The sequence below is a fragment of the Belnapia rosea genome, from assembly GCF_900101615.1.
GTDB classification, from domain to species: Bacteria; Pseudomonadota; Alphaproteobacteria; order Acetobacterales; family Acetobacteraceae; genus Belnapia; species Belnapia rosea.
This window is the reverse complement of record NZ_FMZX01000007.1, coordinates 39,903-53,297: the sequence shown is the minus strand read 5'-3', so window position 1 is coordinate 53,297 and position 13,395 is coordinate 39,903. Positions and strand designations below refer to the sequence as shown.

The 13,395-nt window shown below is 68.0% G+C and carries 14 protein-coding genes and 1 pseudogene; 4 read left to right on the top strand and 11 right to left on the bottom strand.

Annotated elements, in window-relative coordinates:
* Window positions 1–59: 59 nt before the first annotated feature.
* Complete coding sequence (fusA, locus tag BLR02_RS14140; protein WP_090663661.1) at window positions 60–2,141, bottom strand: elongation factor G; 2,082 nt, start codon at window positions 2,139–2,141, stop codon at window positions 60–62.
* An 879-nt stretch (window positions 2,142–3,020) separates the two neighbouring features.
* On the opposite strand from fusA, the pseudogene BLR02_RS31235 reads away from it, so the two are divergent.
* A pseudogene (locus BLR02_RS31235) lies at window positions 3,021–4,061 on the top strand (methyl-accepting chemotaxis protein); the annotation flags it as partial.
* Window positions 4,062–4,079: 18 nt separating this feature from the next.
* Here the strand turns inward: BLR02_RS31235 and wrbA are convergent.
* From wrbA to uraH, 3 genes are read right to left on the bottom strand one after another with little or no spacing between them, the layout of a single operon-like run.
* Window positions 4,080–4,679, bottom strand: a complete 600-nt coding sequence (gene wrbA, locus BLR02_RS14130; protein ID WP_090663659.1) for an NAD(P)H:quinone oxidoreductase — start codon at window positions 4,677–4,679, stop codon at window positions 4,080–4,082.
* A 59-nt stretch (window positions 4,680–4,738) separates the two neighbouring features.
* Window positions 4,739–5,146 (bottom strand): ankyrin repeat domain-containing protein, encoded by a 408-nt coding sequence (locus BLR02_RS14125; protein WP_090663658.1) that lies wholly within the window; start codon window positions 5,144–5,146, stop codon window positions 4,739–4,741.
* A gap of 29 nt (window positions 5,147–5,175) precedes the next feature.
* Window positions 5,176–5,532, bottom strand: coding sequence for a hydroxyisourate hydrolase (gene uraH / locus BLR02_RS14120; protein WP_090560321.1), 357 nt, complete (start codon window positions 5,530–5,532; stop codon window positions 5,176–5,178).
* A 97-nt stretch (window positions 5,533–5,629) separates the two neighbouring features.
* On the opposite strand from uraH, the gene BLR02_RS14115 reads away from it, so the two are divergent.
* Window positions 5,630–6,910 (top strand): M20 family metallo-hydrolase, encoded by a 1,281-nt coding sequence (locus BLR02_RS14115; protein ID WP_090663657.1) that lies wholly within the window; start codon window positions 5,630–5,632, stop codon window positions 6,908–6,910.
* Window positions 6,911–7,119: 209 nt separating this feature from the next.
* Here the strand turns inward: BLR02_RS14115 and BLR02_RS28645 are convergent, their stop codons facing one another.
* The 7 genes from BLR02_RS28645 to BLR02_RS14085 form a co-directional block, all read right to left on the bottom strand.
* Window positions 7,120–8,115 (bottom strand): hypothetical protein, encoded by a 996-nt coding sequence (locus tag BLR02_RS28645; RefSeq protein WP_143018134.1) that lies wholly within the window; start codon window positions 8,113–8,115, stop codon window positions 7,120–7,122.
* A gap of 188 nt (window positions 8,116–8,303) precedes the next feature.
* Window positions 8,304–8,651, bottom strand: coding sequence for a TauD/TfdA family dioxygenase (locus BLR02_RS14110; protein WP_090663656.1), 348 nt, complete (start codon window positions 8,649–8,651; stop codon window positions 8,304–8,306).
* A 29-nt stretch (window positions 8,652–8,680) separates the two neighbouring features.
* Window positions 8,681–9,649 carry an MBL fold metallo-hydrolase gene (locus tag BLR02_RS14105; protein ID WP_218127948.1) on the bottom strand — a complete coding sequence of 323 codons (969 nt, stop codon included), beginning with the start codon at window positions 9,647–9,649 and terminating at the stop codon, window positions 8,681–8,683.
* Window positions 9,640–10,002 (bottom strand): DUF2155 domain-containing protein, encoded by a 363-nt coding sequence (locus BLR02_RS14100; RefSeq protein WP_090560323.1) that lies wholly within the window; start codon window positions 10,000–10,002, stop codon window positions 9,640–9,642. The genes BLR02_RS14105 and BLR02_RS14100 overlap by 10 nt, the downstream gene beginning before the upstream one ends.
* Complete coding sequence (locus BLR02_RS14095) at window positions 9,999–10,223, bottom strand: hypothetical protein (RefSeq protein ID WP_090560324.1); 225 nt, start codon at window positions 10,221–10,223, stop codon at window positions 9,999–10,001. The genes BLR02_RS14100 and BLR02_RS14095 overlap by 4 nt, the downstream gene beginning before the upstream one ends.
* Window positions 10,220–10,732 (bottom strand): outer membrane lipid asymmetry maintenance protein MlaD, encoded by a 513-nt coding sequence (gene mlaD, locus BLR02_RS14090; RefSeq protein ID WP_090560325.1) that lies wholly within the window; start codon window positions 10,730–10,732, stop codon window positions 10,220–10,222. The genes BLR02_RS14095 and mlaD overlap by 4 nt, the downstream gene beginning before the upstream one ends.
* A gap of 3 nt (window positions 10,733–10,735) precedes the next feature.
* Window positions 10,736–11,092, bottom strand: a complete 357-nt coding sequence (locus BLR02_RS14085; protein ID WP_090560326.1) for an NADH-ubiquinone oxidoreductase subunit NDUFA12 family protein — start codon at window positions 11,090–11,092, stop codon at window positions 10,736–10,738.
* 204 nt (window positions 11,093–11,296) lie between these two features.
* Between BLR02_RS14085 and BLR02_RS14080 the strand changes: the two genes are divergently transcribed.
* Window positions 11,297–12,865 (top strand): TSCPD domain-containing protein, encoded by a 1,569-nt coding sequence (locus BLR02_RS14080; RefSeq protein WP_090663655.1) that lies wholly within the window; start codon window positions 11,297–11,299, stop codon window positions 12,863–12,865.
* Window positions 12,866–12,877: 12 nt separating this feature from the next.
* On the top strand, window positions 12,878–13,342 hold the full coding sequence (locus BLR02_RS14075; protein WP_090663654.1) for a RidA family protein: 465 nt from the start codon (window positions 12,878–12,880) through the stop codon (window positions 13,340–13,342).
* Window positions 13,343–13,395 lie beyond the last annotated feature (53 nt).

Below are 13,395 nucleotides of genomic sequence, written 5' to 3'. Positions count from 1 at the left end.
CGCAAACGGCGCCTGGGTTGCCCCAGGCGCCGCCATGCATCAGCCCTGATGGGCGAGGATCAGGCGGAGTTCTTCATGATCTCGTCCGCCACGTTCCGGGGCACCGGATCGTAGTGGTGGAACTGCATGGAGAAGCTGGCGCGGCCCTTGGTCATGCCCCGCAGGTTGGAGATGTAGCCGAACATCTCCTTCAGCGGCACATGCGCCCGGACGATGACCGAGGTGCCGGCCATGTCCTGGCTCTGGATCACGCCGCGGCGGCGGTTGAGGTCGCCCACCACGTCGCCGACATGGTCCTGCGGCGTCGTCACCTCGACATCCATGATCGGCTCGAGGATGACCGGGCCGGCCTTCTTCATGCCCTCGCGGAAGCAGGCCTTGGCGGCGATCTCGAAGGCGAGTGCCGAGGAGTCGACGTCGTGGTACTTGCCGTCCACCAGGCTGTACTTGAAGTCGACGGTCGGGAAGCCCGCGAGCACGCCGGTATCGGCCTGCATCTTGATGCCCTTGTCGACCGCCGGGATGTACTCCTTCGGCACCGAGCCGCCGACCACGGCATTGACGAACTCGATGCCGGTGTTCCGCTCCTTCGGCTCGAAGGTGATCTTCACCTCGGCGTACTGGCCCGAGCCGCCCGACTGCTTCTTGTGGGTGTAGACCTCGGTATGCGGCTTGGTGATCGTCTCGCGATAGGCCACCTGCGGCGCGCCGATATGGGCATCGACGCCGTATTCCCGCCGCAGCCGGTCGATGATGATCTCGAGATGCAGCTCGCCCATGCCGGACAGGATGGTCTGGCCGGTCTCCTGGTCGGTCTTGAGGCGGAGCGAGGGGTCCTCGCCGGCCAGCTTCTGCAGTCCGAGCGTCATCTTCTCGACGCCTTCCTTGGTCTTCGGCTCGACCGAGATGTCGATGACCGGGATCGGGAAGGCCATGCGCTCCAGCACCACCGGGTCCGCCTGGTCGGCCAGCGTGTCACCCGTGCCGGTGTCCTTCAGCCCGACGAAGGCGGCGATGTCGCCGGCGGTGACTTCCTTGATCTCCTCGCGCTTGTCGGCATGCATCTGGAACATGCGGCCGATGCGTTCCTTGTGGCCCTTGGTCGTGTTCATGACCATGTCGCCCTGCTTCAGCACGCCGGCATAGACGCGCACGAAGGTCAGGTTGCCGTACTTGTCGTTGATGATCTTGAAGGCGAGGCCGGCGAAGGGCAGCGTCTCGTCGGCCGGGATGATGCGGCGGTCGGCGGTCTCGTCCTCGCCTTCCTCGGCGGCGACCTTGATGCCGGGAATGTCGATCGGGCTCGGCAGGTAGTCGAGCACGCCGTCGAGCAGGGGCTGCACGCCCTTGTTCTTGAAGGCGGTGCCGCACATCACCGGGCGGAAGGTGCCATCGATGGTGCCGCGCTTGATGGCGCGCTTCAGCGTCTCGACCGAGACGTCGCCCTTCTCGAAGTATTCCTCCATGCCGGCGTCATCGACGCTCAGCGCGGTATCCAGCAGGTTCTGGCGGTATTCGGCCGCCTTCTCCTTCAGATCCTCCGGAATCTCCTCGTAGTGGTAGGCGGCGCCGAGCTCGTCGCCCTCCCAGATGATCGCCTTCATCTCGACCAGGTCGACGACGCCCTTGAAGGTGTCCTCGATGCCGATCGGCAGCTGCAGCGCGATCCAGGTGATGCCGAGCTTCTCGGTCAGCGTCGCCGCGGCGCGGTAGAAGTCGGCACCGGTCCGGTCGAGCTTGTTGATGAAGATCAGCCGGGGAACGTTGTAGCGGTCCGCCAGGCGCCAGTTGGTCTCGGACTGCGGCTGCACGCCGGCCACGCCCTCGATGATGAACACGGCGCCATCGAGCACGCGCAGCGACCGGTTGACCTCGATGTTGAAGTCAATGTGGCCGGGCGTGTCGATGATGTTGATCCGGTGGTCCTTCCACACGGCGGTCACGGCCGCGGAGGTGATGGTGATCCCCCGCTCGCGCTCCTGCTCCATGTAGTCGGTCGTGGTGTTGCCGTCATGGACCTCGCCGATCCGATGCGACTTGCCGGTGTAATACAGGATCCGCTCGGTCGTCGTGGTCTTGCCCGCGTCGATATGCGCGGTGATGCCGATATTGCGGATTCGGTCGAGCGGGGTGCGCGCCACGATGGGCCTCCATAGGCAAAAGCGGGCCCGGCCGCGGATTGCTCTCCGCACCGCCCGCCGAGGTCTGACTCAATCGGTCTGGTATCGCCGGGGGAGATGCCCCCTCCGGGCTGGTTTTGCAAGCGGGTTTCGTGATCGGGGGAGCCTTAACCCGGCGATAAGGGCCTGAGCGTTACGGAGATGGACCGGCCCGGCGCCCCGGGCACTGTACAGGATGTCACGATGCTGAACGCCCTTCGCCACACCCGCCTGTCGCTCAAGGTCATGCTACCCCTGGCCGTCATGGCCATGGTGGCGGTCGGGGCCGGCGGCTTCGTCAGTCGCTCCCTCGTCACCCTGGATGCCGCCTATAGCGGCCTGCTCGCGCGGGACAGCCTGGGCGCGACCTATGCCACGCGCCTCAACGTAACGATCGTCGACTTGCCCCGCTCCCTCTGGCGGGCCTTCGCGGTGCCCGAAGCGGCGACCATCGCCCAATCCATCGCCGAGATCGAGGCGATCGAGCGGACCTTCGCGGAGCGCGCCGTCCTGGTCCGGCCGGCCGTCGCCGGAACGCCGCACGCCGCCACCCTCGCCGGCATGGAACGCGACTTTCCCGCCCTGCGTGCAACCGGGCTGCGCGGCCTCGCCATGCTGCGGGACGGGCGTGGCGCGGAGGCGATGGCCTTGCTGCGGGCTGATTTTTTCAGCCAGATGATGCAGCTGCGCGAGACCAGCATTGCAATGACGCAGGCCCTGCTGGCTTCGGCCTCGGAGAAATCGGCGGCCCTGACCGAGGAGGCCCAGTCCATCGTCTGGACAGCCGTCACGGTCCTCGGCGCCGGCGTTCTGCTCAGCTTCGGCTTCGGCCTTTGGATGGCCCGGGCCACCGTGATCCGGCCCTTCGGCCGCCTGCAGGGCGCCATGCAACGGCTGGCGGGCGGCGACCTCGCCACCCCGATCGGCGATGCCGACCGCCGCGACGAGATCGGCAGCATGGCGCAGGCGCTTCAGGGTTTCGCTGCCAGCCTGCGGGAGGCCGAGACGCTTCGCGTCGGCCAGGAAGCCGCCAAGCACCGTGCGGAGGAGGAGCGCAAGGCCGGCCTCGCCAGCCTGGCTTCCGGCCTCGAGGCCAGCATCGGCGGCGTGACCGAGCACATCGCCTCGGCCGCGGCCGAGCTCAATGCCGCCGCGACCTCCATGGTGGCCATCGCCGACGGCACCAGCACGCGCGCCGGCACCGTCAGCAGCGCCACGCAGGAGGCGAGCGGCAACGTCAACACGGTCGCCGCCGCGACCGAGGAACTCGCGGCCTCCGTCGCCGAGATCAGCCGGCAGGTGGCCGACAGCGCCCGCATGGCCGCCGGTGCCGCCGATCAGGCCAACCGCACCAACGCGACGGTGGCTAACCTGAACGAGGCCGCGGCGCGGATCGGCGAGGTGACCCGGCTGATCGACAACATCGCCGGCCAGACCAACCTGCTGGCGCTGAACGCCACCATCGAGGCAGCGCGGGCCGGCGAGGCCGGCAAGGGCTTCGCCGTGGTGGCGAGCGAGGTGAAGGCGCTGGCCACCCAGACGGCTCAGGCAACCGGCAACATCGCCACCCAGATCCAGTCGATGCAGGGCGCCACCCGGCAGGCGGCGGCCGATATCGGCGCCATCCGCGACAGCATCGGGGCCATCAACGAGGTCACCGCGGCCATTGCGGCGGCGGTGGAGCAGCAGGGTGCCGCGACCCGCGACATCGCCCAGAACGTCCAGCAGGCGGCGGCGGGCACGGCGGCCATCGCCGGGGCCATCGACGGCGTCACCGCCGCCGCCAGCGAGACGGGCGGCGCCGCCAGCCAGGTGCAGGCGACCTCCGCCACCCTCGCGGAGCAGGCCGAGACGCTTCGCCGCGCCCTGGGCGACACGCTCGGCCGGTTGCGCGCGGCCTGACGGGGCCGGGCGGTGGCCTCAGCCGAAGAGCTTGGCGGTGATCTCCGCCACATGCTTGCCCTGGAAGCGGGCAAGATCCAGCTCATTCGCGCTGGGCTGCCGCTCGCCCTTGCCGCCGGCGATGGTCGAGGCCCCATAAGGGGTGCCACCGCTGACCTCGTCGAGGGTCAGCAGACCCTGGGCCGCGTAGGGCAGGCCGACAACGACCATGCCGTGGTGCAGGACCATGGTGTGCATCGCCATCAGCGTCGTCTCCTGGCCGCCATGCTGGCTGGCGGTGGAGGTGAAGGCGCTGGCGACCTTGCCGATCAGGGCGCCGCGGGCCCAGAGGCCGCCGGTCTGGTCCCAGAACTGCGCCATCTGCGAGGCCATCCGCCCATAGCGGGTCGGGCAGCCGAGGATGATGGCGTCGTATTGGTCAAGCTCCTGGGGCGAGGCTTCCGGCGCCGCCTGATCGAGCTTGGCGCCAGCCTTCTCGAGTACCGCGCGCGGGGCAAGCTCGGCCACCCGCTTCACCGTCACCGTGGCGCCGGCGCTCCGGGCGCCCTCGGCCACCGCCCCGGCCATCGTCTCCACATGGCCATACATCGAGTAGTAGAGCACGAGAATGCGCGCCATCGGTCCCTCGTCCGGTCGTCACCGGGTGGGCGATACGCATGGGATGCAGGAGCGTTCCGTTACCAGATCAGGCGTTCCGTCTCCGCATCGGTATAGAGGCGGCTGGCGAGATCGGAATGGCCGGCTTCGGTGGCATAGTCGGCGGCGGTGCGGCCCTCGCGGTCGCGGAGGGCCGGGTCGGCGCCGAACTCCAGCAGCAGCGCCACGGCCTCCTGATGGCCGGCGGAGGCGGCCTCCATCAAGGCCGTCGGGGCCTCGCGCGGGTCGCCTTCCGGCGCGGCCTGGGCGCCGCCTTCCAACAGCAGGCGCAGGACATCGAGATGTCCGAGCCGGGCGGCAAGCGCCACCGGGTCATCCGGATGGCCGCCCCTTGGTGCGGCGAGGTCGGGATCGGCCGAAAGCAGGCCAGCGACCGCCGCTGCGTCGCCCCGGCCGACCGCGGCGAGGAATTCGTCCCGCTCCGTCATGCGCGCCTCCCTTGCAAGGGGGCAAACGCTCAGGACCCCCGATAGGTTGTATAGCCGAAGGGCGAGCAGAGTAGCGGCACATGATAGTGGCCCTGCCCTGCCTCGAGCCGGATGCGCACCGGGACGATGTCGAGGAAGCCCTGCGCCTTGCCGAGGCCGCGCCCGGCGAAATAGGCGCCGACCGCGAAGCGCAGCTCATGCAGCCCGGGCGTGACCTCCTCCTCCGCGAGGAAGGGCTCTGAATTCCGGCCATCCGCCGTCGTCACGGTGCGGGTCAGCAGCACCGGCTCCGGCTCCAGCCGCCAGAGCTCCACCGCCACGCCGGCGGCAGGCACGCCCTCAGCGGTGTTGAGCATATGCGTGCTGAGATAGCCTGTTTGCGCCATGGGCCGGCCCTTTCCGTTGCGCGGTCCGGTCTAGCATGGCTTGACGCCGCCTGGCCCGCTGCGGTTTGTGCCGTGGCGTGAGGACAGGGGGCGAGCGATGAGCGGGACGGTCGTGCCGCGGCTGGTGGCCGCGGTGAGCGAGCAGCGGCAATGGGACCGGCTGATGGAGATGGCCCGGCTCGGGGCCTTCACCGGCGCCGATGGCTCGCCCGGCGTCAACCGGCCCTGCCTCTCGCCGCTCGACCGCGAGGCACGGCGCCTGCTGATCGGCTGGGGCATGGCGATCGGCCTCACCCCCTCCATCGACGCGCTCGGCAACCTCTTCCTCCGGCATGAGGGGCAGGACCCTGGCCTCGCCCCGGTGCTGACCGGCAGCCATATGGACAGCCAGCCGGCTGGTGGCCGCTTCGACGGGATCTGGGGCGTGCTCGCCGGGCTGGAGGCGATCCAGGCCCTGCGCGAGGCCGGCATCACGCCCCGCCGCCCGATCGAGCTGGTGGCCTGGACCAATGAGGAGGGCGGCCGCTTCGCCCCGGGCTGCATGGGCAGCATGGCCTATGCCGGCCACAGCAAGCCCGACACCTGGGATGCGGTGACGGATGGCGAGGGCATCCGCTTCGGCGATGCGTTGCGCGAGCAACTCATGCTCGAGGCCGACCTGCCGCGCCGGCCGCTCGGCGTGGTCGAGGGCCCGGCGCCCCACGCCTATGTCGAGGCGCATATCGAGCAGGGGCCGCGGCTGGAGACGGAGGGCTTCGATATCGGCGTCGTCACCGGCATCCAGGGCAGCCGCTGGTTCCTGGTCGAGATCATCGGCGAGAGCGCCCATGCCGGCACCGCCCCGCTCTCGACCCGGCGGGATGCGGTGCAGGACATGCTGCGCGCCATCACCGCGCTCAACGCGCTGATGGACGACCCGACCGACATCCTCCGCTTCACCGTGGCGCGGATCGAGGTGCAGCCCAACAGCTCCAACAGCGTGGCGGAGCGGGTGCGCTTCACCATCGATTTCCGCCACCCCTCGGCGGCGGTGCTGGCGCAGCGGGGCGATGCGATCGAGGCCACCATCCGTGGCGCCGTGCAGCGCTGCGAGGTGGTGGTGACGGAGCGCTTCCACGCCCAGCCCGTGGATTTCGCGCCGGAGGTGACGGAGGCGGTGGCGCGGGCCTCGGCGGCGCAGGGGCTCAAGGCATTGCGGATGCCCTCCGGCGCCTTCCACGATGCCCAGTTCATGGTGCCGCTCTGCCCGAGCGGGATGATCTTCGTCCCGAGCCGAGGGGGCATCAGCCATAACCCGGCGGAGTATTCCTCGCCGGCGCAGCTGGCGGCGGGCGCGCGGGTGTTGGCGCAGGTGCTAGGGGAGTTAGCGGAGACTTAGGTGGTACCGTACCGTTGACGCTTGACATCAGATTGGTTTCAAAAATGGAAGATTTAGCACATTAAAATGCAAATTCGTTTCTAACGCTTGGAATTTCCGTTCGATCAGAAATTTTGCTCGTTTCAAACTGCAGGAGTAAGCCTTTCATTTTTCTGCTTGTTGAATTGTTTGGATCAAATTTTCCTCGACTTTTCGGGGAAAAGCTGGTCCTAGCTTTTTGGACGCACACTCTCAATCATTTGCTTAATATCGGCTGCAATGCTTCGATCAGACGCTAGATTTCGATCTTCTCGGGCGAGATCAATTGTGGTTTCGCCAGACCTCAAGATGATATTGTTCTTTTCTGTCGCAGCTAAGCGCTCGACAACCACTTTAATAAGATCCTTATCATTAGATTGTATAGCTGTTGTGAGTGCCATAGCCCGCAGATCAACATTGGTGAGTTCGTTTTGAAAATACTTTACTTCTGACATTCCGTTTCTATAAAGTCTAAGAAAAAAGAAGGCGAACACTTCAATGAAAACAACGAAAGTGATTCTAGGTAAAAAATGAATTGCGAAAGCAGAAAATGTAAGTTCGGAGTCTGTGCCAATAGCGGCTGGTCCCGGACCGGTGACAAGAAAATAGAAAAGCGTAGCCATGCCTAGAAATGAAAAAAGAGAGCCAATTGTCATATTGCGATTCGCAAATGACCACAATACTTTAGTTTCATTGGACAGTCTTAATCTAAGAGCCTGAAGATGTTTCTCTTGCTGCTGGACGCGCTCGTCGAGAATCCGTTGTTCAACAAACTTCTCAATGCCGCTGCTACCAATTTCGGCTTGCACCGACTTAAGTAAGTGCTCTTTAGCGTACTCAAATTTGCCTTGATCAATGCCAGCTAGGGCAGCTTTTAATTCACCGACTTCACCCGAGAGCTTAATGTGAGCCAGTAACAACTCATCTGCTGTTGAGCGCGTTTCATCGATACTTCCAGGTATCTGGTCGATACGTCGCTCGGTCGATCTTGCTGCAGACCACATAGAAAAACCGAAGAGAATGCCTGAGACAGCGGAGGCAGCTGCGGCGAGTGCGGCTTCACCGAAATATCGCTCGACCGCTACCCCGCTAGTTATTAAGAAAGCTATAAAAAAAATACTGGCCGCAAGAATAATCGGAGATTCCTCAAAAGCGCGCCGGGCTGCCGGCACCAATACATCGGCCATCGCTCTGGCCAATTCATTAAACGGAGAAAAAACCCCCATAAAAAAATAAACCTTTCTCTGTGTTGGGTTGAATAAGCCGTTCTGCGGACATTGTGGCTGCTATAGCTTACCGTAGGACACGCATGTATATTGCCAAACCCAATATTCCCGGCTGTGGCCTTACATTTAGGGTTTTCAAATCGGCCAATTTAACTCTTAACGCCCTCGCCCGCCAACCAGCTCTTCGCCTCGCCCGCATACTCCACCCCCGGGTTGCCGCTCACCGTCATCCGCCACATCACCCGCTCCAGCCGCTCGGCATCGAACCAGGTGGCGGCATGAACGGTGCAGCGATTGTCCCAGATCATCAGGTCGCCCGCCGTCCATTCATGGACATGGACCAGCAGGCCGCCGGCCGCGGCCAGCGCCCCGGGCAGGGCGTCCGGCTCGGCCTCGGCGGCGGCGACCAGGGCCTCGGCGCCGGGCCGTCCCGGCAGGTGGATCCGGCCACCGAAACCGGCGCCGGGCAGGGGCATGAGGCTGTCGAAACGGCTCATCGGCGCACCCTTGAAGGGGGGCGGAAAGCCTATCGGGGCGTCTCGGCGAGGTCCAGGCTGGCCCCGAAGGGGAGGGTGGTGAACGCCTCCTCCGCCAGCCCGGCGGCGGCACGGGCCTCGGCGAGCCAGGCCTCCGGCCCCTCGATCGCCTCGTCAGTCAGGCCGGCGAAGGTGCCGAAATGCATCCCGATGCTGCGGCGGGCGCCAAGCGCCCGGTGGGCCTCGACGGCCTCGCCCGGGTCCATGTGCTGGGTGCGCATGAAGAAGCGCGGCTCATAGGCGCCGATCGGCAGCAGGGCGAGATCGATGCGCGGGAAGCGGGCCGCGATCTCGGCGAAATGCGGGCACCAGCCGCTGTCTCCGGCGAAATAGACGGTGGCATCGCCGGATTGGATGACGAAGCCGCCCCAGAGGCTGCAATTGCGGTCGAAGAGGGTGCGGGCGGAGAAATGCTGCGCCGGCACATAGGTGATCCGCAGCCCCGCCATCTCGGTCGACTGCCACCAGTCGAGCTCGGTCGCGGCCTGGATGCCCGCCTTGGCCAGGTGCCGCGCATTGGCGAGGCCGGTGATGGCGGGGGGCGACCAGCGGCGGCGGACCTCCCTCAGGGTCGGCAGGTCGAGATGGTCGTAATGGTTGTGGCTGACCAGCAGCAGGTCGCAGCCCGGCAGATCCTCGAGCCGCTGCCCCGGCGCCCGCACCCGGCGTGGCCCGGCGAAGGTGAGGGGGCTCGCCCGCTCGGACCAGACCGGGTCAACGAGGATGCAGCGGCCGCCGAGCTGGATCAGGAAGCTGGCATGGCCGATGAAGGTGGCGCCGATGCGCCCGGCGGGCAGGCGGCGTGGCGCGGGCTGCGGCGCGTCCTCGACCGAAGGCGGCCAGGGGATGGCGCGGCTGGTGCGGCGCCAGCGCCAGACATCCCGGAAGGTCTTCTCCGTCCGGTCATGGACGTTGTGGAAGTGCCGCCCGTCCCAATGGTCGGAGGGCGCTATTTGCAATCGAGGACCCGCAGGTCATAGACCGGATGCTCCAGCATGCTCACGCCGGGGGCATTGGCGAACATCCAGCCGCGGAAGACTTCCTGGAAGCCGGCGGCGCGGCGGCTGTCACTGACCTCGAGGAAGGCGGCCGCATCCGGCACCTCATCCGGCGGCCGCGCATTGCAGGCGGCGACCCTGATTGTCAGCGTGCCGAATTGCGTTGCCTGCCCGACCGGCGCGCGGAGGACGGAGACGCGGGCCGTCACCTTGTCCAGCAGTTGCAACTCGGCCTGCCCCTTCTGCAGCCAGTCCTGCGATTGGGCCAAGGCGGGAAGGGGCAGCAGGAGGACGAGAAGGAGCAGCCGCCTCAAGCGCCGGGCTTCCGCTTCGGGCTGGGCAGCGCCTCGACCATGCTGGTGAGCAGGCGGCGGAGCGCAGCCTCGTCGACGCCCATCAGCACGGCATCCTCGAAGGCGTCGCGCATCACCTGGGCGAGCTCCACATGGTTCTCCGCCAGGACCTTCACCTTCTCCCGGCAGGAGATCGGGTTGCCATCGGCGCCCGGCCAGGTCTCGGGTGGGGCGAGGCTCATCGCGCCGGGGCGGGGGCCTGGCTCCCGCCCTGGCCCCCTTCCTGGGTCTGGCTGTTCATCTGCGTCACCGAGAAGATGAAGCGGCCGAGCAGCGACTCGAGGCTGACCGAGCCCTGGGTCTCGGTGATGCGGCTGCCATCGGCGAGGAATTTCTCGCTGCCGCCCGGCACGAGGGAGACATACTTGCCGCCGAGAAGCCCCTCCGACGTGACTTCGGCCGAGGTGTCGTCGGGCAGACGGAGGCTGCGGTCCACCCGCATGGTGAGGACGGCCCCGAAGCTCTGCGGGTCGATCCGGCTGTCGGTCACGCTGCCCACCTTCACGCCGGCGATCCGTACATCGGCACCGTTCGAGAGGCCGTCGATCTTGTCGAAGCGGGCGGTGAGCTGCATGCCATCGGTGCTGGAGTTGCCGCGCCCGCTATGCAGCACCGCATAGGCAAGGAAGACCGCGGCGATGACGAGCACGATGCCGCCGGTGGCGACCTCGGCGAGGCTGCGTCCCTTCATTCGTCAGGAGCCCGGGGTCCAGGCTTCGTAGTCGCCACCGGTGGTGCGGCGCGTGCCGCCGACATAATCGTGCCCGAGCGGGCGATAGGCATGGGCCGTGCCGGTCAGGTTCGGCAGGTGCTCCTGCTGCCAGGCATAGCGCTTCACCTCCGGCAGCGGCTCGGCCGTGGTGTGGTGCAGCCAGGCATGCCATTCGGGCGGGACCACGGTCGGGTCGGATCCCTTGGCGAAGATCGCCCAGCGGCGGGTGCGGTTGTAGATCGGCTGCTTCGACTTGCTCTCGTAATAGACATTGCCAAAGCGGTCGGTCCCGGCCTTGCGGCCGAAGAGCGCGGACTGGAGGCGCAGCAGGACAGGCATGGGGCCGGGGGAGCTCCTGGGGATGGCCGCCCCGGAGATGGGGGCGGGATCGCGGCCGGACAATCGCACAAGCGATGCTGCGGAGCAAAGGAGGGACCTGCCACGACCGCCTGCCGGAACTATCCACAGGATGTTGCGTCCGCGCGCCCGAGTCGCCACCAGATACGGCTTCCCGCCGTGGCGCCGCCGCCCTAGCATCCGGCCATGGCACTGATCACTGGCACCCTGTGGGAAGAGGTCGCGCTGCGCCGCACCCGCGCCGCGGCCGATCCGGATGCGTCGCCTCGTCCCGTCGCCCTGCCGCTCGGCTGGGATGCGGAGGCCGCGGCGGCCCTCGCCGCGCTGGCGCCGGGCCACGGGCCAGTGGCGCTGCCACGCCTCGCCGAGGCCTGGATCGGCCGGGTCACCCGCGGCGGGCTGAAGGCGGGCATCTTCGGCGACGTCGGCGCGCCCCGGCTGGCCGAGGGCCTGCGCGACCTGCTGCTCCGCCGCCGTGGCGCGCCGGGGGCCGAGGTCTGGCGCGGCGAGGCCTTCAAGCCGGGCAAGGCGGAGCCGCGCTTCGTGCTCAACCTGCCTGCCTTCCTCGAGGCCGATGGCAGCTTCGACGTTGCGGCCTATGCCGAGGCCTGCGCCCTCGCGGTGCGGGCACTGGATGCGCTGGGCGGGGCGAAGGCCAGCCGGCTGCGACTCGGCTTCGCCGACCTGGCCGGCCTGCTGGCCGCGCTCGGCCTGCCCTATGACAGCCGCGAGGCGCGCGCTACCGCCGCCGCCATTGCCGCGCTGACCCGCGGTGCGGCGGAAACCGAGTCGGGCCACATCGCCGAGCGCCTGGGCGCGCGGGAGCCGGTGGCGCTTATCTGGCCGGCCCCGCCCGCCGAGACGCCCATCCCCGGCCTTGCCGCCGCTGCGCGGGCCGCGCTCGATGCCGCCGCCGCCTCGCCGGGCCTGCGGCACCAGGGGCTGCTGGCCCTCGCCCTGCCGGATGCGGTGGAGGCGCTGCTCGGTGCCGAGACGGGCGGGCTTGCCCCGGCCGCCGGCTCCACCCGCGCCGTGCTGACCGAGCGTGGCGAGGTGGCCGAGGTGCCGACCCGTGCTGCCCTCGCCGTCGCGCGGGAGCATCCGGCCCGGGCCGGGGCGCTGCTCGCCCCGGTGCCCGAGACGGCCCGGGCGGCGATGCGGGAGGCGGTCTCCCAGTTCCTCCATGCGGTGCCGCCGGCCCCGGTGGCGCTGCCCGCCCCGGCCCAGCCGGTGCCGAAGCCGGCCCCGATGCTGCGCCGCCATGCCGGGACGACGCTGCATGTCACCGTCGGCGGCCACAAGGTGGCACTGCGGACGGCCGAGGACGCCGATGGGCGGCTGCTGGAGATCGCCTTCACCCTCTCGAAGGAGGGCGCGGCGTATCGCTGCCTGATGGACGGCTTCGCGCAATCCGTCTCGCTCGGCCTGCAGCACGGGGTGCCGCTGGCGGAGTATGTCGAAGCCTTCGCCTATACCCGCTTCGGCCCCGCCGGGCTGGTCGAGGGCGACCCGGCCATTCCGCGTGCCACCTCGGTGCTCGACTGGGCCTTCCGCCGGCTGGCGCTCGATTACCTCGACCGGCGGGACCTGCCGCAGCCCTCCGAGGAGGATTGCCTGCCGGACACGCCGGGCACTGCGGCGCAGCAGGCACCGCTGCTGCCGCTCGACCTGCCGCCGCAGCCGGCACCGGGACGGGAAGCCGCAGTTGGCGGCAGCCCGCGCGGCCGGCGCCGGACACTCAGGCTGGTTGGATAAGGAGCGCGTATCATGGCCGGACGCATCGAAGCCCGCCTCGCCGAGCTTGGCATCACCCTGCCGGTGCCGGCGGCGCCGATCGCCAACTACGTCCCGTTCAACGTGAGCGGGAAGTTGCTCATCGTCTCTGGCCAGATCCCGCTGCAGGAGGGCCGGATCGTCCATACCGGCAAGCTCGGCGCCGGAGTCGCGCTGGAGGATGGGGTGGCGGCCGCCCGGCTCTGCTTCATCAACCTGCTGGCCCAGGTAAGGGCGGCGACCGGTGACCTCGACCTCGTGGCGCGGGTGCTGCGCCTTGGTGGCTTCATCGCCGCACCGCCGGAATTCACCCAGCATGCGGTGGTGATGAACGGTGCCTCGGACCTCGCCGTCGAGGTCTTCGGCGAGGCCGGGCGCCATGCGCGCACCACCATCGGCGTGCCCTCCCTGCCCGGGGATGCGGCGGTCGAGGTGGAGGGCATGTTCGAACTGGCCTGAGCGGCTTGACGGCGGGGCCTGGCCCGCCGCCTTCTTCCCGGCCAGGAGGAATG